Source organism: Trueperella bernardiae (assembly GCF_030246965.1).
Taxonomy (GTDB): Bacteria; Actinomycetota; Actinomycetes; order Actinomycetales; family Actinomycetaceae; genus Trueperella; species Trueperella bernardiae.
The window spans coordinates 1465723-1485127 of sequence record NZ_CP127099.1 but is presented as its reverse complement, the minus strand read 5'-3'; the positions used below and the strand labels follow the sequence as shown (position 1 = coordinate 1485127).

Genomic DNA, 19405 nt, shown 5'->3' with positions numbered 1-19405 from the left:
GGCTTCATGGTTCATCAGCGCATGTGGGAGATCGGCGAGCCCGTCATCCTCGCTCACCGCGGTGGTGGGGACGAGCACCCGGAGAACACCATCGTCGCTTTTGAGGCGATGCGCGATCAGGGCTTCCGCTACGTCGAAACCGACTGTCATGTGACGGCCGACGGCACGGCGGTCATCATTCACGATCCGATCCTCGACCGTCTCACGGACGCCTCTGGCGCGGTCTCCTCCTGGGCGTGGAAGGACTTGCGGCACGTGCGCGACCACTCGGGTAACCCGCTCGTGCGCCTCGATGACCTGCTCGAAGAGTTCCCGGACCTCATTTTTAACCTGGACGCGAAGAACAACGCGACCGCCCCGGCGATGGTGACGGCGATTCGCCGCCAGAATGCCGCCCACCGCGTGAGCCTGGCCTCCTTCTCCGAGGTCCGCCTGGCGTGGATGCGCAGGCGCCTTCCGGGAGTGCGCTCCTCGATGGGGACGTCCGCGATCGCGCGGCTAGTGGTGGCGGCCAAGGGCCCGCGCGCGCTGGCCTACCGCCTGCCGGGTCCGGAGCGCGGCGTGGAATGCGTGCAGGTCCCCGAGCTGTTCAAGACCATCCAGGTGGTAGATGAGAAGTTCATCGCGCTGGCCCACGCACGCGGCCTGGCCGTGCATGTGTGGACCGTCAACGACGCCGACGACATGCGCAGGGCTCTCGAGCTCGGCGTGGACGGGCTCATCACCGATCGGCCGACGTTGGCGCGGTCGGTGATCGACCAGATGCGGGGCGGGGCGAACTAGCCGAAGAGCTTGTTGCTCGGCGGGGATTGCCGGCACGCCTCAGCTAGCTCGGCGCCCTCGGGGGTCGTCTCGTCCGTCAGCTTGTGATAATCGGGATTGTCGAACCATTCTGCCACGGGACTCCACCTATCAGCGCCGGACAGGGCGCTCTCGATAAAAGTCCGTTCTTCAGGGATATTGTCCTTGTCGATCGCGATGCCGAAGGACTCGACGCACGGAGTGTAGTACCCGACCATGTACTCGTAGTAGACCCTCCACTGGTCGGCTGTCCACTCTTGCGTGTATTTCGCGTCGATGGGGTACTGGGCGGCACAGTCGGCGCGAACTTTGGCGAAGGACTTCTCCTGTTCATCGGCCACGTCGAGCGTGGTGATGATTCCACCCGAAGACGTGCTGGAAAAGCCGTTGTCCGTCAGGCACTGTGCGATGAGGGGGCCGGAATCCTCGTAGCTCACCCGTCGCACGACAGGCGGGAGCTCGACCTCGGAGGTGGGTGCGGGAAGGTCGTAAGCCTGGAGGATCTGCGTTACCTGCTCGAGCCGCGATGCTTCCTGCTGTTCTTCGGTGATGGGGGCGCTCGTCGGGATCACTGAGGGAGACCACGCGGTGACGTCCCGTGGGTTGTCGGGAGTGCCAGTGGGCGCCGTGGTTTCCTCTTGTGAGGAGCAGCCGGCGAGTATGAGAGCGGCACACAGGGCAACACCAACGACGCGTAAACTCTTGCAGCTGCGAGAAGATATGAACATGAGAGACAACTAACGCGGGTTACAGTAGCCGGCTGCTTTACGAAGACTCGGACTCTGGGCGTACCAAAATGCAGTCTTTAGGTTGGTGTCGATCTGCAAACGGTCGTGACCTGTTCCGTCCTTAACTGAGGTGCCGACCTTCACATACATGTAGTTACTAGGAAACCGTCGCTCGGAATAGGCGGAGATGCCCCCTGCAACTCCCGCCGGGCAGGTTGCTGTTCCGCTTCGAGAGGCAGCTGTTGCCGGAGCAGCGATGCTCAGTGCGAGTGCGAGCGAGGTGGAAAGAGCAATGAGAGTCTTTCTGATGTACATGATCCGATCTCTTATCTGAGGTGTACTGGGATGTATGTGATTAAAGTAACAGCGTTTCAATGTGGAGGAGCGCTTTTGACCAAAAGGCGTTGCTGATCGAAAAAGAAGGGTGGCACGATGCGCCGGATCATCGCATTTTTCCTCACGGTGCTGGTTGCTGCCGGCCTCGGGCTGGGTGCGGGCTACGTCGTTGTCCGCGGTGAGGAGGCGGTGCCGGTCAAGGCCGCGCCCGCAACCGTCACGGTGGAGACGGGAAGCGTGGGCCGTAGCCTGAGCTTTGGCGCGAGCGTTGACGTGGATAGCACGACACTAGCAACGAACGTGCTCCCCGGAGTCGTGACGTTCGTGGCCGAGGATCAGGTGTTCTCCGCCGGGCAGACGTTGTACGAAGTGGGCGGGCTGCCCGTCGGCGTCGTCGACGGCGACGTCCCGTTTTATCGCGACCTCTCCCGTGGCATGACGGGCGGGGACGTCAAGCAGCTCAACGCTTACCTCAACGCGCTCGGCTACCCGGGGGCCGTGGATTCAGACTTCGGGCCGATCGCTGAGAAGAACGTGCGCCAGTGGCAAAAGGACACGGGCCAGCCTGTTACGGGAACGGTTCAGCTCGGGCAGCTGGTGGCCAGCCCGAGCCTGCCCGCCGAGCTCACATTCGACCGGAAGGTCCTCAAAAAGGGCGTGCTACTTGCCGGGGGAGAAGTGGTGGTGTCCGCACCGGCCGGCACTCCGCGCGTCTTCCTTGTGCTCAACGAATCACAGCAGGCCCTCTTGCCCGCCGAGGCCCAGGTGCGCCTCACGAACGGCGAGCACGAGTGGAGCGGTGTGGTGGGCGAGACCCGCAAGAACGAGGAGTCCTTCACCTACGAGGTCGAGATCCAAGGCGTCGGCGGTGGCACCGTGTGCGACGACGACTGCGAGGGGCTCACCCCCGGCAGCGAGCTTCAGGCGATCATCGAGATTGTGCCGCAGGTCTCCGGCCCGCTCGTGCCGCGCTCGGCCATCATGACCGACGCACTCGGCGCCACCTATGTCGTCGACGCCGCCGGCGAGCGTCACGACGTCGTGGTGCTGGGCGCTTCCCAGGGCGTCGCGGTCGTCGACGGGATCGATGTGGGAAGCGAGATCCGCGTCTTCGGCGAGGGCGACTGATGGACACGCTGCGCGCCAACAACGTGAGCTTCGCCTATGGCAAGGGCCCAAGCGTGCTCGAGGGGCTCTCCTACGACTTCCACCCCGGGGCACTCACGGCCCTCACAGGCCCGTCCGGCTGCGGGAAGTCGACCTTCCTCTATATCCTCGGGCTCATGCTTCAGCCGCGCTCGGGGGCGGTCTGTGTTGGGGAGCGGGACGTTAGCGGGCTAAGCGACTTTCAGCGCAGCACCTTTCGGGCCCGCAACATTGGATTCGTCTTTCAGGACTCCGAGCTGGACGACTTCTCACCGATCCTCGATTCCGTGGTGGAGCCGGGACTCTACGTGGGCAACACGTACCGACAGCTCGTTGAGCGCGGTACGGAGCTACTGGCCAAGGTGGGGCTGAGCGGCTTCGAGGGCAAGCGCCCCACCAAGATCTCGGGCGGCCAGGGCCAGCGCGCCGCGATGGCTCGCGCGCTCATTAATAGCCCGGCGATCATCCTCGCCGACGAGCCGACCGGAAACCTTGACCGCGGCAACGCGCAGACTATCCTCTCCCTCCTCCAGGAGGAGGCACGTGCCGGCCGCACCGTCGTCGTCGCCACGCACGACCCGTTTGTCATCGAGGCGTGCGATTACGTGCTCGATGTCAGCGCGGGGGTGGAGGTATGAGGTTGGTGCAGTTGCTACGCGAGGCGCGGCGGGACGCGCGCCGGCAGGTGGTCCCCACCCTCCTCCTCTTTATCGTCTCGCTCGGTGCGACGCTCGGCGCGCTGCTCACTGCCGGACAGCAGGTGGCTCAGCGCGAAGCCTTGGCAGGCGAGCTCAACGATCCCTCGGCGCGCGTGCTCACGGTTCGCGAGGCCACGGGCAAGCTCCTCAATGCCCAGGTGGTCCAGCTCTTGCGAACCACCCGTGGCGTGGAGTCGGTGATCGGCGTGGGGGAGGTACTGGAGGTGGATGCGGCCGTCCCGGGCGCCAAGACCACCGCGTGGCAGGTGACCGACCTGAGCGTGCCGTTCGTCCTCTCCCACGGGCGCCCGCCCGCCGACGGCGAGGCCGCGATCGACGAGGAGGTCCTCCGCAAGCTGGGCTGGGAGGTGCCCTCCGGCGTCGTGCTCACCAGCGCCGGGAGGGAGTTTCCCGTGGTGGCGGGCGCGACCGTCCGCCCAGGATACGAGGTGTTCGCCGAGTCAATGGTCGTCCAGAACTCCGAGCTACAGACCATGCGTAGCATCGTCGTCATGGCCGATGCCATCGACGCCGTGCCCTCCATCCAGGCCGCGATCCGCACGTACGCGGCCGAGGAGTCTCCGGGCCAGCTGACCTTCGAAAGCTCGGGGCTAGCCATTGCTGACCGCGTGACGTCCGGGGACTTTGCCAGCTGCACGAAGTCGGCCCTGCTGACCGTCATCGGGCTCGGTAGCGTCCTCACCACGGTGGTCTCCCTTGCCTACGTGCTCCTCTACCGCCGGCTGCTGGGGCGGCGGCGAGCGCTGGGGATCACGCGAATAGACCTCACAGCACTAACGCTGGTGAGGGTGACGCTACCGATCGCGCTAGGAGCGGCGCTCGCGGGCCTGGCAGCCGACGTCGTGGCGCGCGTGTGGCTGAGCCCGATTCCGCCGCAGTTCACGGTGGCGGTGGCGCTCGTGATGGTGCTGACCTCGTCGCTGACGGCGCTCATCCCGATCGCGTGGGCGGTCAACAGAGATCCGGTGGCGATCTTGCGCACGGCGTAGGGCGCGGCGCGGGCGAGGGAAAAGTACCCCGAACAGGATTCGAACCTGCGACCTTCTGCTCCGGAGGCAGACGCTCTATCCCCTGAGCTATCGGGGCCCGGCGATTCGTCAGTCTAACACCGCAGGCCGCGCAGAATCGAATCGTGTGGTGATACCAAATTGGGTGCGTCGGCGGGCGCCGGTATGCTTGGTGCATGACACCTGAAGAACTTTCTGCCTTTATACGCACCTCGCTCGAGCAGGCGATCGCCGCCGGTGAGGTCAACCTGGATCCGGCCGACCTGCCGGACGTGAAGGTCGAGCGCCCGCGCAGTCGCGAACACGGCGATTGGGCCACGAATGTTGCCCTGCAGCTGGCAAAGAAGGCGGGCACGAACCCGCGCGCGCTCGCGGAACTCCTCAAGGGCAGGATTGCAGGCTCGGAGGCGATTGCGGCCGTGGATATCGCGGGCCCGGGATTCATGAACATCACGCTGAACGCGGCCGCCGCGGGTGAGCTTGCTCGCATGATCGTGGAGGCCGGGGAGGCCTACGGCACGGCGAATGTGCTGGCGGGCTCCACCATCAACCTTGAATACGTCTCGGCCAACCCCACCGGCCCGATCCACGTGGGCGGCGCGCGCTGGGCCGCCGTCGGCGATTCGCTTTCCCGCATCCTCAAGGCCAGCGGTGCGGACGTGGTACGCGAGTACTACTTCAACGATCACGGCGCCCAGATCGACCGCTTCTCTAAGTCCCTGCTCGCTCGCGCCCGTGGTGAGGAGGCGCCGGAGGACGGGTACGGGGGCCAGTACATCGCCGACATCGCCCAGCAGGTGATCGCCGACGAGCTCGCGGCCGGGCGCCCGGACCCGGCAGGGCTTGACGACGACGCGGCGCGCGAGGTCTTCCGCGAGCGCGGCGTCAACCTCATGTTTGCCGCGATCAAGGATGAGATGCGTGACTTCCGCGTGGAGTTCGACGTGTACTTCCACGAGGATTCGCTGCACGAGTCGGGCGCGGTGGATGCGGCGATCGCGCGCCTAGATGAGCAGGGCGTGATCTTTAAGGCCGACGGCGCCACGTGGATCCGCACTACGGACTTCGGCGATGACAAGGACAGGGTGATCATCAAGTCCGACGGGGACGCGGCCTACTTCGCGGGCGACATCGCCTATTACCTGAACAAGCGCGAGCGTGGCGCGGACCGCGTGGTCATCATTCTGGGCGCCGACCACCACGGCTACATCGGGCGCATGTACGCGATGGCGCGCGCTTTCGGTGACACGGCCGGCCAGGGGGAGAACTTGGAGATCCTCATCGGCCAGCTGGTGAGCCTGGTGCGGGACGGGGAGCCGGTGAAGATGTCCAAGCGCGCCGGCACGATCGTGGTATTGAGCGACCTGGTGGAGGCGGCCGGGGTGGACGCCGCCCGCTACTCGCTGGTGCGCGCCGCGATGGACTCCCCGCTGGAGATCGACCTGGGCCTCATTACCTCCAACACGAACGAGAACCCGGTCTACTACGTTCAGTACGCCCACGCGCGCACCTGCGCCGTGGACCGCAATGCGGCCGAGCACGGCGTGAGGCGCGATGCCTTCGACCCGGCCCTCCTGGATGGGGAGGCGGACGAGGAGCTGCTGGCAACGCTCGCCCAGTACCCGGTGATCGTGGCGCAGGCGGCCGAGCTTCGCGAGCCGCATCGTGTGGCCCGCTACCTCGAGGAGCTGGCGGGCAAGTACCACTCGTGGTACGGCATCTCGCGCGTGACCCCGCGCGGGGATGACCCGGTCAGCCCCGTCCACCAGACCCGCCTGTGGCTCAACGACGCCACCGGTCAGGTGCTGCGCAACGGTCTGGCGCTGCTCGGCGTCAGCGCCCCGGAGAGGATGTAACCGTGGTGGCCCGCGCACCCGAGCCGACAGGCCGCCCGGACGGGGTGTGGTCGGCGAACGTCGCCCGCACCGAGTCGGGCGAGCTTGCGGTGGCGGGCGTGCCCGTGACGCAGATCGCCGGCGAGTTTGGCACGCCCACCTACATCTTGGACGAGGCGGACATGCGTGCCCGGGCGAGGGCCTGGAAGAACGCGATGGATGTGGCCTTCGCCCCGCTCGCGGGCGCTGACGTCTACTACGCCGGCAAGGCCTTCCTCAGCAAGGCCGTGGCCCGCTGGATGGCTAAGGAGGGGCTGAACATCGACTCGGCCTCCGAGGGAGAGTTGCGCACGGCGCTCGCGGCCGGCGTGCCGGGCAGCCGCATCGGCCTGCACGGGAACAACAAGTCGGATGCCGAGATCACGCTCGCGCTCGAGTGCGGCTCGGCCCACATCGTGGTCGACTCCCTGCCCGAGATCGAGCATGTGGCGCGTATCGCGCGGGCGGTCGGCACGCGCGCCCCCGTCTACGTGCGCCTGACCACGGGCGTTCACGCCGGCGGGCACGATTTCATCCAAACGGCCCACGAGGACCAAAAGTTCGGCCTGTCGGTGACCACGGGCGCGGCGCAGGAGGCCATCTCCCGCATCGCCGCGAATCCCGCGCTCTCGCTCATCGGCCTGCACTCCCACATCGGCTCCCAGATCCTCGCCGCTGACGGCTTCGCACAGGCAGCGCGCGCCGTGCTGGACGTGCGGGCGTGGGCGGCGGGCCAGGGCATTGAGATTACGGAGGTGGACCTGGGCGGGGGATACGGCGTGCGTTACACCGACGCCGACGCCGTCCCGCCAGCCCCCGAGGAGTTCGCCCGGGTGCTCGCCGCCGCCGTTTCCGAGCACGTGGCACAAACGGGCCTGCGCCCGCCGCGCGTGTCGATCGAGCCGGGCCGCTCGATCGTGGCACCGGCGATGATGACCCTCTACACGGTGGGCACGATCAAGGACGTGGTCACCGATTCCGGCCCGCGCCGCTACGTTTCCGTGGACGGCGGCATGTCCGATAACCTCCGTCCCGCCCTCTACGGCGCCCAGTACACGGCGCTCGTGGCGAACCGGCTCGTGGAGGGCGAGGAGGCGCGCTGTCGCGTGGTGGGCAAGCACTGCGAGTCGGGGGACATCGTGGTTCACGACGTCGCTCTGCCGCCGCTCGCGGCCGGGGACCTGCTGGCCGTGCCCGTCACCGGGGCCTATGGGCGCTCGATGGGATCGAACTACAACATGTTGCCGCGCCCTGGCGTTGTCTCAGTAAGAGACGGACACTGCAGGGTTATCCTCCGCCGTGAGACAATCGAGGATCAGCTCGCCCTTGACGTGGGCTAGTGCGAAAGGACGACATGAGTATCAAGATTGCGCTCCTCGGCTGCGGCACCGTGGGCACTCAGGTGGCCCGCCTGCTGTCCGAAAACAATGCGCTGCTCTCGGCGCGCGCCGGGGCGGACCTCGAACTAATCGGGATCGCGGTATCGAACCTCGCCGCCGAACGCGACCCGGCGATCGACCGGGCCCTGCTCACCACTGACGCGGCCGGGCTCATCGAGCAGGCCGACGTCGTGATCGAGCTCATTGGCGGCATCGAACCCCCGCGCACGCTCATCCGCCACGCCCTCGAATCGGGCGCCTCGGTGGTGACGGGCAACAAGGCGCTGCTAGCCGAGCACGGCCCCGAGCTGTATGACCTGGCGAAGGAAAAGAAGGTCGACCTGTATTACGAGGCGGCCGTGGCCGGCGCGGTGCCGGTGGTCTACGCGGTGCGCGAGTCGCTCGCGGGGGACTCGGTCAAGGCGATCAAGGGCATCCTCAACGGAACCACGAACTACATCCTCGATGAGATGACCACCAAGGGCCTCACCTTCGACGAGGTGCTCGCCACCGCCCAGGAGCTCGGGTACGCGGAGGCGGACCCCACGGCCGACGTCGACGGCTTCGACGCCGCTGCGAAGATCGCGATCCTCGCCTCCCTCGCCTTCCACAAGCGGGTCTCGCTCGCCGACGTCGACGTGGAGGGCATCCGCTCGATCACGGACGCGGACATCGAGGCGGCCACGAAGAACGGCTACGTCATCAAGCTGGTGGCGACCGCAACCCAGGCCGGCGGCAAGATCGAGACGCGCGTGGCGCCCTCGCTCGTGCCCGTATCCCACCCGCTGGCCTCCATCGGCGGTTCCTTCAACGCGGTGGTCATCGAGGCCGAGTCCGCGGACCGACTCATGTTCTACGGCAGGGGAGCGGGAGGCGCCCCCACGGCGTCGGCGGTGCTGTCCGACGTCGTTGCAGCGGCGGCGAAGAAGGTGCTGGGTGGGCGTGCCCCGCAGGAGATCGTGCTCGGCGAGTCGGAGTTCATGGGCGCCGGGGAATCGGTCTCGCGCTACTTCGTGCGCCTGCAGGTGGCCGACAGGGTGGGCGTGCTCGCTGAGGTCACGGACGCGTTCGCGGAGGCGGGCGTGTCGATCTCGGCCGTCAACCAGGAAGTTGACGGCCAGCCTGGCCTGGCGGCGCTCGCGATTACTACGCACGCCGCGTCTGCCGCCGACATGGCGGCTACCATCGAGGCTGTAGGAAAGATTAGTGACGTGCATGAGGTGGTGCGCGTTTTTCGGGTAGAGGACGAATAATGGCTCATCAGTGGCAAGGACTCATCAGCGAATACCGTGAGCGGCTGCCGTTTGCGGACTCGGACCCGGTGGTCACCCTCAAGGAAGGTGGCACGCCGCTCGTTTATGCCAAGGCGCTGTCGGAGAAGCTGGACGCCGAGGTGTACGTCAAGGTGGAGGGCGCGAACCCCACCGGCTCGTTCAAGGACCGCGGCATGACCACCGCGATCTCGCAGGTGCTGCAGACTGGCGTGGAGGTGGTGGCTTGCGCCTCCACTGGTAACACGTCGGCGTCGGCGGCTGCCTACGCCGTGGCGGCGGGGCTGCAGTGCGCTGTTATCCTGCCCGCGGGCAAGATCGCGGCGGGCAAGCTCGCCCAGGCGATCGTGCATGGCGCCCGCCTCGTGGCGGTGGACGGCAACTTCGACGACTGCCTCAACATCGTGCGCGAGCTGACCGACTCCCACCCGGTGGCGCTCGTCAACTCGGTTAACCCCTACCGCCTGCAGGGTCAGAAGACCGCGGCGTTCGAGATCGTGGACGAGCTGGGTGACGCCCCGGACATCCACGTGTTGCCCGTGGGCAATGCCGGCAACATTTCGGCCTACTGGATGGGCTATAACGAGTACGCCGGCCGGACCACCCTGGCCTCCTTCGACGACTCGGCCCTCCACATGGATCCCGTGGCCGCGAAGGTGCCGCAGATGTGGGGCATTCAGGCGTGGGGCGCGGCACCGCTGGTGCTCGGCCACGTGGTGGACCAGCCCGAGACGATCGCCACCGCGATCCGGATCGGCAACCCGGCCTCCTGGAAGTACGCCGAGGCCGCCCGGGATGATTCGCGCGGCTGGATTGACCGTGTACGCGACGAGCAGATCCTCGCCGCCCAGAAGATCCTCGCCTCCGAGGTGGGGGTGTTCGTGGAGCCGGCGTCGGCGGCGTCGGTGGCCGGGCTCCTCCAGGCCGGCGAGCAGGGCAAGGTGCCGAGCGGTGCGAAGATCGTGTGTACGGTGACCGGCAATGGCCTGAAAGACACGGCCACCGCGCTGGGCGACATGGAGCTGGACTTCGATCCGATCGAGCCGACCACGCAGGCCGCCGCCCGGGTCCTGGGGCTGTCATGAGGATCGTGAACGACACGGCGCGGGTACGGGTGCCGGCGTCGTCGGGAAATCTTGGCCCGGGCTTTGACTCGATGGGCATGGCTCACGACGTGTGGGATGAGGTCTCGGCTACCCTCACCACGGGTGCCTCGAAGGTGATCGTGGTGGGCGAGGGGCATGACACGCTTCCGAAGGACGAGACGCATCTCATCATCCGTGTCATGCGCGAGACCTTCGAGCGTGTGGGCGCGCCGGCCGCCGGCATCGAGCTGGTGTGCCGCAACGCGATCCCGCACGGCAAAGGTATGGGGTCTTCGGCGGCGGCGGTCGTGGCGGGCGTGATGCTCGTGCGCGAGATGCTGGGGAGCCCCGCCGAGTTCACGCTCGAGCAGGTGCTCAACATCGCCGCCGAATACGAAGGCCACCCGGATAACGCCGCGCCCGCGATCTACGGCGGTGTCACCGTGTCTTGGACCGAGGGCGAGGGCTACCGCACGGCCCAGCTCGCGGTTTCCCCGCAGGTGAGGACCACGCTGCTGGTGCCGCACGAGGTGTTACCGACGACGACGGCGCGCGCAGTCCTGCCGCCCACGATTCCGCACGCGGACGCCGCGTTCAACGCCGGGCGGGCCGCGCTGCTCACCCACGCGCTGGCGAGCGATCCCTCGCTGCTGTTTGCCGCTACGGAGGACCGCCTCCACCAGGGCTACCGAGCCGATTCCATGCCGCACACGGCCGCGATGCTCAAGGCGTTGCGCGAGGCGGGCTGGCCCGCCGTGGTGAGCGGGGCTGGGCCCACGATCCTCCTGTTTGCGCAGGTGGCGCCCGAGATGGCGAACATTTTGGCCAAGCAGGGTTTCCGCACGGTGGACTCGAAGCAGGTTGCCGGTGCTCACATTTTGGCGCGTTAGGTTTCCCAAAACGGCCGTGCGCGTGTAGGCTAGCCCCTGACGTGATTGGCTGATTGCCGCGTCAGCGAGGCCCGCTGGGCCCGCGCCACGCACATGTTTCGAGCGCACTGCGCCATCGTGCGGATTATTAACCAAGTGATCTCCGGCTTTGTCCCGGATCCGAGGAAGGAACCTCGTGAGCGAAAATCCAACGCCACCCACAGGCCCCATTTCGACGATGCGCCTTGCCGACCTGCAAGAGTTGGCGGCCTCCATGGGCCTTTCGTTGCCGGCCAAGTCCCGCCGCAACGACTACATTTCTGCCATCCGTGAGGCGCGCTCCGGCCAGGCGCCCGCGAAGAAGGACGCGGCCGAGAAGCCGGCAGGTGCCGAGAAGCCGGCGGAGAAGAGCGCCGAGCGGCCCGCGCGTCGTGACAAGACCCAGCCTGCTGATTCGCAGGCGGTCAACCAGCACGGCGATCCGAGTGCCCGGCTCGACCTGCCGCCGGTCAAGGGCCGGCCGGCGAAGGAGCTGAGCCAGGACGAGAAGAAGGCGGCGCTCGACGCGCTGGGCGATGCCGCCGAGCGTCGTGCCGAGGAAAACGCGGACGACGACTCGCGTGGTCGCCGCGGCCGCCGTCAGCGCAGCCGCAACCGCAACCGCGGCGATCGCAATGACCGAAACGACCGGGGCGAGCGTTCTGAGCGGGGCGACCGTAATAACCACAATGATCGCAATGATCGCAACGATCGGAACCGCGACCGCGACCAGGATCGCACCGAGCGCGAGGACGACATCGAGTCGGGTGACGTGCTCATCCCGGTGGCCGGCATCCTCGACATCGACGGCAACAACAACTACCTGCGCACGGGCGGCTACCTGCCCGGCAAGAATGACGCCTACGTCTCCACCCAGATGATCCGCCGTTACGGCCTGCGCCGAGGCGACGCGATCCAGGGCGCAGTGCGCGACGCGTCGGCGGCGGGTAATCGCCGCGGCCGCCAGCACAAGTTCAACCCCTTGGTGGAGGTCACCGCCATCAACGGCATGGCCCCGGACGAGGCGCGCGAGCGGCCCGAGTTCAACAAGCTCACCCCGCTCTACCCGAACGAAATGCTGCGGATGGAGACCACGCAGAAGGCGCTGACCACCCGCGTCATCGACCTCGTGGCCCCGATCGGTAAGGGCCAGCGTGGCCTCATCGTCTCCCCGCCGAAGGCGGGTAAGACCGTGGTCATGCAGCAGATCGCGATGGCGATCGCGAACAACAACCCGGACGTTCACCTCATGGTGGTGCTCGTGGACGAGCGCCCCGAGGAAGTGACGGACATGCAGCGCCTGGTCAAGGGCGAGGTCATTGCTTCCACCTTCGATCGCCCGGCCTCCGACCACACGATCGTGGCCGAGCTGGCGGTGGAGCGCGCCAAGCGCCTGGTCGAGCTCGGCCAGGACGTTGTCATCCTCCTCGATTCCCTCACCCGCCTCGGGCGCGCCTACAACCTGGCCGCCCCGGCGTCGGGCCGTATCCTGTCGGGTGGTGTGGACGCCGGCGCGCTCTATCCGCCCAAGAAGTTCTTCGGCGCGGCGCGCAACATCGAAAACGGCGGCTCGCTCACCATCATCGCCTCGGCGCTGGTGGAGACGGGCTCGAAGATGGACGAGGTCATCTTCGAGGAGTTCAAGGGCACGGGCAACATGGAGCTGCGCCTCTCGCGCCAGCTGGCCGACCGCCGTATCTTCCCGGCCGTGGACCTCAACGCTTCCGGTACGCGCCGCGAGGAGCTGCTGTTCAGCCCTGAGGAGCTCAAGATCGTGTGGCACCTGCGCCGCGCGCTGGGCACCCTCGAACTGCAGGAGGCCTCGGACTACGTGCTGGGCCGCATGCGCAAGACCGAGTCGAACGCTGAGTTCCTCATGTCGGTGGTGCGAGGTATGCAGAACGCGGACTAGGAGTGGGGCCGGCGGTGTGACCAACGGGGCACCGCCGGCCGCTACCCAATCCCTTGCGTGCTGTGGTTAAATTGACCGTCGGCTTCTGGTTCACCGGCTCGCCGGACCCAGGGCATCAAACGATCCAAGGAGAAAGAAATGAAGCAGGGTATCCACCCCGATTACCACGACATTCACGTCACCTGCACCTGCGGCAACGAATTCGAGACTCGGTCCACGCTTCCGGGCGGTTCGTTGCGCGTTGAAGTGTGCAGCGCCTGCCACCCGTTCTACACGGGCAAGCAGAAGATCCTCGACACCGGCGGCCGCGTGGCCCGCTTCGAGGCTCGCTACGGCAAGCGCACCAAGTAACTGGGCTTTACAACGCCGGTACAGTGTTATCTGTACCGGCGTTGGCTTTTATGTTGAGAGATTAGGTTCATGAGTGAGTTCCCTGCCGCGCAGGCCGCGGCCGAAGAGTATGCGGACATTGAAAAGCAGATGGCGTCCCCCGAAGTGCTGGCCAAGCCGGAGAAGCTACGTAAGCTGGGCCGGCGCTACGCCGAGCTGCGGCGTGTGGTGACGCGCTACGAGCACTGGCTGGCCGCCTCCACGGATCTGAGCGAGGCGAAGGAGATCGTGGAGCTCGGCGGAGAGGACGGGGAACTGTTCGCCGCGGAGTTGCCGCGTCTGCAGGCCGAGGTGGACGACGCGGCCGATTCGTTGCGTGACGCGCTGTTGCCGCGCGATCCCGACGACGGCCGAGACGTCATCCTCGAGGTCAAGGCGGGCGAGGGCGGCGAGGAGTCCGCGCTGTTCGCCTCCGACCTGCTGCGCATGTACCAGCGCTATGCCGAGTCGAAGGGCTGGTCCACCCAGATCCTGTCGCACACCGACACGGACATGGGCGGGTACAAGGACGTCCAGGTGGCGATCAAGGCCAAGAATGTGCCGGAGGATCCGTCCGACGGCGTGTGGGCGCACCTGAAGTATGAGGCGGGCGTGCACCGCGTCCAGCGCGTGCCGGTCACGGAGTCGCAGGGCCGCGTGCACACCTCCGCCGCCGGCGTCCTCGTGTTTGCCGAGGTGGACGAGCCGGAGGAAGTGCAGATCAACGATAACGATCTGCGCATCGATGTCTACCGCTCCTCGGGCCCGGGCGGCCAGTCGGTCAACACCACGGATTCGGCCGTGCGCATCACCCACCTACCCACGGGCATCACCGTGTCGATGCAGGATGAGAAGTCACAGATCAAGAACCGTGAGGCGGCCATGCGCGTGCTTCTGGCACGGCTGCGCCAAGCCCAGATGGAGGAGCTGGCGGCCAAGGAGGCCGATCAGCGTCGCTCGCAGGTGCGCACCGTGGACCGCTCCGAGCGTGTGCGCACGTACAACTTTCCCGAGAACCGGATCGCCGATCACCGCACGGGATTCAAGGCTCACAACCTCGATCAGGTGCTCGCCGGCCACCTCGACGACGTCATCACCTCCCTGCGCGAAAAGGACGAGGAGGAGCGCCTCCAGGCGGCAGCCGACGAAGCCGAGGCCCAGTAAATGTGGGCGCAGGCGATCGCCCGGGCGTGCGCTGAGCTGACCGCCGCGGGCGTGCCCTCCCCGGAGGCCGACGCCCGCCTACTCGCCCAGCTCGTTGCAGGGGAGCGAGTGCAGGGGACGCCATCCCCGCAGGAGCTGGCCCGCTACGAGGAGCTCGTGGCCGCCCGCGCCCGCCGCGTGCCGCTCCAGCACCTGGAGGGCACGATGTATTTCCGCTACCTTGAGCTCGAGGCGCGGCCGGGGGTGTTCATCGTGCGGCCTGAGACCGAGTCGGTGGTCGAGGCCGCGCTGGCCGACATCCGAGCGTTGCCGGATCCGCTGGTGGCGGACCTGTGCACTGGCTCGGGCGCGATCGCGATCTCGATCGCCACCGAATCGAACGCCCGCGTGCTCGCGGTTGAGCGCTCTGCCGATACCTTCGCCTCCGCCGCCCTCAACAACGCCCGCTACGGCGGCCTTGTCAGCCTCGTCCAGGGCGACGCGCTTGAGGAGCTGGAGGAGTACGCGGGCCGCATCGACGTCGTCGTGAGCAACCCTCCCTACGTGGCGCCGTGGCACGAGCTGTCGCCGGAGGTGCGCCAGGACCCGGAGCTCGCGCTGTTTGGCGGCGGGACGGACGGGCTGGATCTGCCCCGGCAGTTGGTGGCGCGCGCCCACCTCCTCCTGCGAGGTGGGGGTATCCTCATCATGGAACATGGAGACGAGCAGGGCGAGGCCCTCCGCGCGGCCGCCACCGAGTGCGGCTTCGTGGACGTCACCACCGGGCGTGACCTGGCCGGCCGGGACCGGTGGCTGCGCGCACGAAAGGAACGCCAATGAAAGTACCGGCGAGCGACCAGCGCGCCATTGCACTGGCCAGCGCGGCGATTGCGCGCGGGGAAGTTATCTGCCTGCCCACCGACACGGTTTACGGCATCGGCGCCGATCCCTTTAACACCGACGCCGTCACCCGGCTGCTGACAGCCAAGTCCCGCACGCGCGCCAACCCGCCGCCCGTGCTCGTGGCCGAGGGACAGGCCGAGGAGCTGAGCGAGGAGATCTCGCCGGCGGCCCGGGCGCTCATGGAGGCCTTCTGGCCGGGAGCGATGACAATCGTGGTGCCCGCGCGCGCCTCGATTGGCTGGGACCTGGGCGAGACGAACGGGACCGTGGCGCTGCGCATGCCCGATTCGGATACCACGCTTGCGCTCCTTCGCGCGGTGGGCCCGCTCGCGGTGACGAGCGCCAACCAGCACGGCCAGCCGCCCGCCACTGCGGTGGAGGCGGCGATGGACCAGCTCGGCGGCGCGGTCTCCCTTTACCTCGACGGCGGCCCGTCGGCCGGGGGAGTGGCCTCCACGATCGTCAGCGTGGTTGGCGAGCCGACAATTTTGCGTCAAGGCGCGATCAGCGCCGACGCCGTGTGGCAGGCGCTGGCGTGAGAACCTACCTCCTCATCCTCGTCCTCGCCGCGGCCCTCACCTACCTGCTGGTGCCGCTGGTGTTGCGCATCGCGCTCGCCACAGGCGCGATAACCCAGATCCGCGAGCGTGACGTCCACTCCACCCCGATCGCCCGTCTGGGCGGTGTGGCGATGTTTGCCGGGCTCGTGGGGGCGCTCGCGCTCGCCAGCCAGATCCCCTACCTGCGTGAGGTGTTCGCGCCGAGCACGGGGGTGTGGGCGATCCTGTGGGGCGGGGCAATCATGTGCGTCCTGGGCGCGATCGACGACGTGTGGGAGCTGACCTGGTATTCGAAGTTCGCCGGTGAGATCCTGGCGGCCGGTGTGATGGCGTGGCAGGGCGTGCAGCTGGTGACGGTGCCGCTTTTGGGACTGACCGTGGGCTCCACGCGCCTGACCCTGTTTGCCACAATCATCGCGGTGGTCGTGGTGGCCAATGCCGTGAACTTCGTGGACGGCCTGGACGGGCTGGCGGCCGGGGTGGTCGGCATCGCGGCGTTCGCCTTCTTCATCTACGCCTACTACCTCACCCGAGAGGTCTCGCCCGGTGACTACACCTCCGTGGCGACGACCGTGCTCGCGGCTCTCGTGGGCAGTTGCGTGGGCTTCCTGCCGCACAACTTCCACCCGGCGAGGATCTTCATGGGTGATTCGGGCGCACTCATGCTCGGTACCGTGCTCGCGGGCGCCACGATCCTGGTTACGGGTCAGATCGACCCGGCCACGGTGGGCGCCCGCCAGGCCCTGCCGGCATTCATGCCGCTCGTCATCCCCCTGCTCGTGCTCCTCATTCCGCTCATTGACCTCACGTGGGCCGTGTTCCGCCGCGTGCGCCAGGGGCGTTCGCCCTTCTCCGCCGACGCCGGCCACCTCCACCACCGCCTCCTGCGCCGGGGCCACTCCCACACCGTGGCCGTGCTCATCTTGTACATGTGGACCGCGATCGCCTCCTTCTCCGCCGTCGCCTACACGGTCTATCCCGGCCCGCGCGTGCTGGCGGGCGCGGCGCTCACGATCTTCGCCGGCACTGCGGTGACTTGGCAGAAGTTCGGAAAGCGCCGTGCGGCGTAGGCCGGGCGAGTCGTACACGGCGGCCGGGCTGATCGCTCGGGCCACGCTGGGCGCGGCGGCCCTGGTCGGCGTCGTGACCGTGATCGCCGCGCTCCTCGTCCCGGCCGAGCGCCTGTCCATCTTGGCCGGCGGCGGGATCGCGGTGCTCATCAACCTCGTGACGCTCAGCGCGAGCGCGCTTGCCGCGCGCTATTTCGCCGACGCGCAGGGTGCGGCGATGGTTGGGGCGTACGTGGTGAAGATGGCGGCCTTCGGGGTGGCCTTGCTTGCGTTGCGGGGTTCGGGGCTGAACCTGCGCGTGGTCGTCGGCGTCTTCGCCCTCGCCCTCCTTGCCTCCCTCCTCGTTTACTCCGTCCTTGCCCTCCGCAGGGCCGGCCCACACGTGGGGCAGGGGTAGCGGAAAACCACCGGTCAGGCACGCGCCACGAGACGGGCATAAGTCACAAAAATCTCCGAGCGAGACCAGGGGGTCATGGGTTACCTTGGAAGCAAGGAAAATACTCAGGTAGAGTGTTTTGAGGTCGTGTCAGCATCGACGCACATGAGGACATCGCACTAGTTGGGGTTTGAACGCACTGTGAATCTTTACGCGCTTGCAACGCTACCCATCTTCCTCACGGGGGAGGGTGAGAGCTTCGTTCCGCCTACGCTCGAGCACGAATTCAACCCGCCGGCGCTTTTCTTCGAAGGCACGATCTTTGAGATGAACCGCATCATCATGGTGCGCATGATCGCCGCCCTGGTGCTGGCCTTCATCCTCATCTGGTACGCGCGCAACCGCAGGCTCGTCCCCAACCGCCGCCTGGCCGCCGTCGAATCCCTCCTTGACTTTTCCAAGGTGCAAATTGGCGAGGAGATCCTCGGCAAGGAACGCGCCCACCAGTACCAGCCCCTGATCATGACCATCTTCTTGGGCATCTTCTTCATGAACATCACCGGCGTGGTGCCCGGCCTGCAGATCGCCGGAACGTCGCTGATCGGCATGCCTCTCATCTTCGCGATCTTCTCCTACGTGGGCTTCATCGCGGCCGGCGTCAAGGCCCGCGGGGGCCTGCGCTTCTTCAAGGAGCAGCTCTTCCCGCCGGGCGTGCCGTGGCCGATCTATTTCATCATGACGCCGATCGAGTTCCTCTCCACCTTCGTGCTACGCCCGGCTACGCTCACCCTGCGACTCCTCATGAACCTCGTGGCGGGCCACCTCATCCTCGTCCTGTGCTTTGCCGGTACGCACTTCCTCTACTTCACGCTGTCGGGCGCGCTCGGCGTGGCCACCGGTACGGTGACCTTCATCGGCGCACTCGCGTTCATGTGCTTCGAGATTTTCGTCGCGGCACTGCAGGCCTACATCTTCGCGATGCTGACGGCCTCCTACATTTCCCTGTCCATTTCAGAACACTGATACCCACTCAACAAAAGGAAAGAAAACAATGATCGGAAACATCGCCACCATCGGTTACGGTCTTGCTACCCTCGGCCCGTCTATCGGCATCGGCATGATCGGCGCCAAGAACCAGGAAGCAACGGCTCGTCAGCCGGAGATCGCGGGTATCCTCCGCGTCAACATGTTCCTTTCGATCGCGTTTGCGGAGGCCCTGGGCCTGATTGGCTTCGGTGCTGGCCTCGTCTTCGGTGCATAAGAATGCGTGAGACGATTCTTGCAGAGGGCGACGACTACAACCTGCTCTTTCCTGCACCGTCGGAACTCCTCTGGGGCACGCTGGCGTTCATCCTCGTGGCTGTGGCGGTCTACAAGTTCGCCTGGCCGTCGTTCGTCGCGATGCTTGACGAGCGCGCGGAGAAGATCGAGGAAGGCCTGAAGGCCGCTGAGGTCGCGCGCGCCGAGGTTGCCGACCAGCAGGCTAAGCTCGCGGAGGAGATCCGCGAGGCCCAGCGTGAGGCCACGGGCATCCGCGAGAACGCCCAGGACAACGCGAAGGCGATCATCGCCGAGGCCCAGGCCAAGGCCCGCAGTGAGGCCGACGGCCTGATCACTAGCGCCCAGCGTCGTATCGACGCCGACTCGGAGGCAGCCCAGCGCTCCCTCCAGGCAGAGGTGGGCGTGCTGGCCACGGAGCTGGCCGGCCGCATTGTGGGCGAAGCGATTGCTGATGAGGCGCTCGCCCGCCGTGTCATCGATCGCTTCATGGATGATCTTGAGACGATGACCCCGGAGCTGACGGAGGCGGAGTCCTAG

General features: G+C 66.9%; 20 protein-coding genes and 1 tRNA gene. 19 read left to right on the top strand and 2 right to left on the bottom strand.

Annotated features, from left to right (window positions below):
• The first annotated feature begins 6 nt into the window (after positions 1-6).
• Positions 7-783 (top strand): glycerophosphodiester phosphodiesterase family protein, encoded by a 777-nt coding sequence (locus QPC17_RS06850; RefSeq protein ID WP_285347146.1) that lies wholly within the window; start codon positions 7-9, stop codon positions 781-783.
• Here the strand turns inward: QPC17_RS06850 and QPC17_RS06845 are convergent.
• Positions 780-1373, bottom strand: coding sequence for a hypothetical protein (locus QPC17_RS06845; protein WP_285321277.1), 594 nt, complete (start codon positions 1371-1373; stop codon positions 780-782). The genes QPC17_RS06850 and QPC17_RS06845 overlap by 4 nt on opposite strands.
• A 588-nt stretch (positions 1374-1961) precedes the next feature.
• Here QPC17_RS06845 and QPC17_RS06840 point away from each other — a divergent pair.
• The 3 genes from QPC17_RS06840 to QPC17_RS06830 are packed head-to-tail and all read left to right on the top strand — an operon-like array spanning position 1962 to position 4719.
• Complete coding sequence (locus tag QPC17_RS06840; protein WP_285347145.1) at positions 1962-2993, top strand: peptidoglycan-binding domain-containing protein; 1032 nt, start codon at positions 1962-1964, stop codon at positions 2991-2993.
• On the top strand, positions 2993-3649 hold the full coding sequence (locus QPC17_RS06835; protein WP_070446442.1) for an ABC transporter ATP-binding protein: 657 nt from the start codon (positions 2993-2995) through the stop codon (positions 3647-3649). Before QPC17_RS06840 ends, QPC17_RS06835 begins: the two co-directional genes overlap by 1 nt.
• On the top strand, positions 3646-4719 hold the full coding sequence (locus tag QPC17_RS06830) for a hypothetical protein (RefSeq protein ID WP_285347144.1): 1074 nt from the start codon (positions 3646-3648) through the stop codon (positions 4717-4719). Before QPC17_RS06835 ends, QPC17_RS06830 begins: the two co-directional genes overlap by 4 nt.
• A 24-nt stretch (positions 4720-4743) precedes the next feature.
• Here QPC17_RS06830 and QPC17_RS06825 read toward each other — a convergent pair.
• Positions 4744-4816: transfer RNA gene (locus tag QPC17_RS06825), tRNA-Arg, on the bottom strand.
• A 97-nt stretch (positions 4817-4913) separates the two neighbouring features.
• Between QPC17_RS06825 and argS the strand changes: the two genes are divergently transcribed.
• From argS to atpF, 15 genes are all read left to right on the top strand, one after another.
• Positions 4914-6593 carry an arginine--tRNA ligase gene (gene argS / locus QPC17_RS06820; protein WP_285347143.1) on the top strand — a complete coding sequence of 560 codons (1680 nt, stop codon included), beginning with the start codon at positions 4914-4916 and terminating at the stop codon, positions 6591-6593.
• 2 nt (positions 6594-6595) lie between these two features.
• Positions 6596-7951, top strand: coding sequence for a diaminopimelate decarboxylase (lysA, locus tag QPC17_RS06815; RefSeq protein ID WP_285347142.1), 1356 nt, complete (start codon positions 6596-6598; stop codon positions 7949-7951).
• Between the two features lie 14 nt (positions 7952-7965).
• Positions 7966-9243: a homoserine dehydrogenase gene (locus tag QPC17_RS06810; RefSeq protein WP_070446479.1), complete on the top strand. Its 1278-nt coding sequence runs from the start codon at positions 7966-7968 to the stop codon at positions 9241-9243.
• Complete coding sequence (gene thrC / locus QPC17_RS06805) at positions 9243-10346, top strand: threonine synthase (RefSeq protein WP_062613439.1); 1104 nt, start codon at positions 9243-9245, stop codon at positions 10344-10346. Before QPC17_RS06810 ends, thrC begins: the two co-directional genes overlap by 1 nt.
• Positions 10343-11236 (top strand): homoserine kinase, encoded by an 894-nt coding sequence (gene thrB, locus QPC17_RS06800; RefSeq protein WP_101923645.1) that lies wholly within the window; start codon positions 10343-10345, stop codon positions 11234-11236. The genes thrC and thrB overlap by 4 nt, the downstream gene beginning before the upstream one ends.
• Positions 11237-11453: 217 nt before the next feature.
• A complete protein-coding gene (gene rho / locus QPC17_RS06795) occupies positions 11454-13166 on the top strand; it encodes a transcription termination factor Rho (RefSeq protein ID WP_068538683.1) in 1713 nt (570 codons plus the stop codon).
• A gap of 138 nt (positions 13167-13304) precedes the next feature.
• Positions 13305-13517 carry a 50S ribosomal protein L31 gene (rpmE, locus tag QPC17_RS06790; RefSeq protein ID WP_062613442.1) on the top strand — a complete coding sequence of 71 codons (213 nt, stop codon included), beginning with the start codon at positions 13305-13307 and terminating at the stop codon, positions 13515-13517.
• Positions 13518-13586: 69 nt separating this feature from the next.
• The gene (prfA, locus tag QPC17_RS06785) at positions 13587-14699 is read left to right on the top strand and encodes a peptide chain release factor 1 (RefSeq protein ID WP_062613443.1); all 1113 of its coding nucleotides are present in this window, start codon (positions 13587-13589) and stop codon (positions 14697-14699) included.
• Entirely contained in the window at positions 14700-15518 is an 819-nt protein-coding gene (gene prmC / locus QPC17_RS06780; RefSeq protein ID WP_062613444.1) for a peptide chain release factor N(5)-glutamine methyltransferase, read from the top strand.
• Positions 15515-16120 carry an L-threonylcarbamoyladenylate synthase gene (locus QPC17_RS06775; protein WP_062613445.1) on the top strand — a complete coding sequence of 202 codons (606 nt, stop codon included), beginning with the start codon at positions 15515-15517 and terminating at the stop codon, positions 16118-16120. The genes prmC and QPC17_RS06775 overlap by 4 nt, the downstream gene beginning before the upstream one ends.
• A complete protein-coding gene (locus tag QPC17_RS06770; protein WP_082661164.1) occupies positions 16117-17211 on the top strand; it encodes an MraY family glycosyltransferase in 1095 nt (364 codons plus the stop codon). Before QPC17_RS06775 ends, QPC17_RS06770 begins: the two co-directional genes overlap by 4 nt.
• Positions 17201-17608, top strand: a complete 408-nt coding sequence (locus tag QPC17_RS06765) for a hypothetical protein (RefSeq protein WP_062613446.1) — start codon at positions 17201-17203, stop codon at positions 17606-17608. The genes QPC17_RS06770 and QPC17_RS06765 overlap by 11 nt, the downstream gene beginning before the upstream one ends.
• A 180-nt stretch (positions 17609-17788) precedes the next feature.
• Positions 17789-18610, top strand: a complete 822-nt coding sequence (gene atpB / locus QPC17_RS06760; RefSeq protein ID WP_251769189.1) for a F0F1 ATP synthase subunit A — start codon at positions 17789-17791, stop codon at positions 18608-18610.
• Positions 18611-18638: 28 nt separating this feature from the next.
• Positions 18639-18848 (top strand): ATP synthase F0 subunit C, encoded by a 210-nt coding sequence (gene atpE, locus QPC17_RS06755; protein WP_062613448.1) that lies wholly within the window; start codon positions 18639-18641, stop codon positions 18846-18848.
• Positions 18849-18850: 2 nt separating this feature from the next.
• On the top strand, positions 18851-19405 hold the full coding sequence (gene atpF / locus QPC17_RS06750) for a F0F1 ATP synthase subunit B (protein ID WP_285347141.1): 555 nt from the start codon (positions 18851-18853) through the stop codon (positions 19403-19405).

Excerpts from the sequence above, each read along its gene's own strand:
- QPC17_RS06850 (WP_285347146.1), top strand. The coding sequence starts at position 7 with ATGGTTCATCAGCGCATGTGGGAGATCGGCGAGCCCGTCATCCTCGCT.
- QPC17_RS06840 (WP_285347145.1), top strand. The coding sequence starts at position 1,962 with ATGCGCCGGATCATCGCATTTTTCCTCACGGTGCTGGTTGCTGCCGGC.
- QPC17_RS06835 (WP_070446442.1), top strand. The coding sequence starts at position 2,993 with ATGGACACGCTGCGCGCCAACAACGTGAGCTTCGCCTATGGCAAGGGC.
- QPC17_RS06830 (WP_285347144.1), top strand. The coding sequence starts at position 3,646 with ATGAGGTTGGTGCAGTTGCTACGCGAGGCGCGGCGGGACGCGCGCCGG.
- argS (WP_285347143.1), top strand. The coding sequence starts at position 4,914 with ATGACACCTGAAGAACTTTCTGCCTTTATACGCACCTCGCTCGAGCAG.
- QPC17_RS06810 (WP_070446479.1), top strand. The coding sequence starts at position 7,966 with ATGAGTATCAAGATTGCGCTCCTCGGCTGCGGCACCGTGGGCACTCAG.
- thrC (WP_062613439.1), top strand. The coding sequence starts at position 9,243 with ATGGCTCATCAGTGGCAAGGACTCATCAGCGAATACCGTGAGCGGCTG.
- thrB (WP_101923645.1), top strand. The coding sequence starts at position 10,343 with ATGAGGATCGTGAACGACACGGCGCGGGTACGGGTGCCGGCGTCGTCG.
- rho (WP_068538683.1), top strand. The coding sequence starts at position 11,454 with ATGCGCCTTGCCGACCTGCAAGAGTTGGCGGCCTCCATGGGCCTTTCG.
- rpmE (WP_062613442.1), top strand. The coding sequence starts at position 13,305 with ATGAAGCAGGGTATCCACCCCGATTACCACGACATTCACGTCACCTGC.
- prfA (WP_062613443.1), top strand. The coding sequence starts at position 13,587 with ATGAGTGAGTTCCCTGCCGCGCAGGCCGCGGCCGAAGAGTATGCGGAC.
- prmC (WP_062613444.1), top strand. The coding sequence starts at position 14,700 with ATGTGGGCGCAGGCGATCGCCCGGGCGTGCGCTGAGCTGACCGCCGCG.
- QPC17_RS06775 (WP_062613445.1), top strand. The coding sequence starts at position 15,515 with ATGAAAGTACCGGCGAGCGACCAGCGCGCCATTGCACTGGCCAGCGCG.
- atpE (WP_062613448.1), top strand. The coding sequence starts at position 18,639 with ATGATCGGAAACATCGCCACCATCGGTTACGGTCTTGCTACCCTCGGC.
- atpF (WP_285347141.1), top strand. The coding sequence starts at position 18,851 with ATGCGTGAGACGATTCTTGCAGAGGGCGACGACTACAACCTGCTCTTT.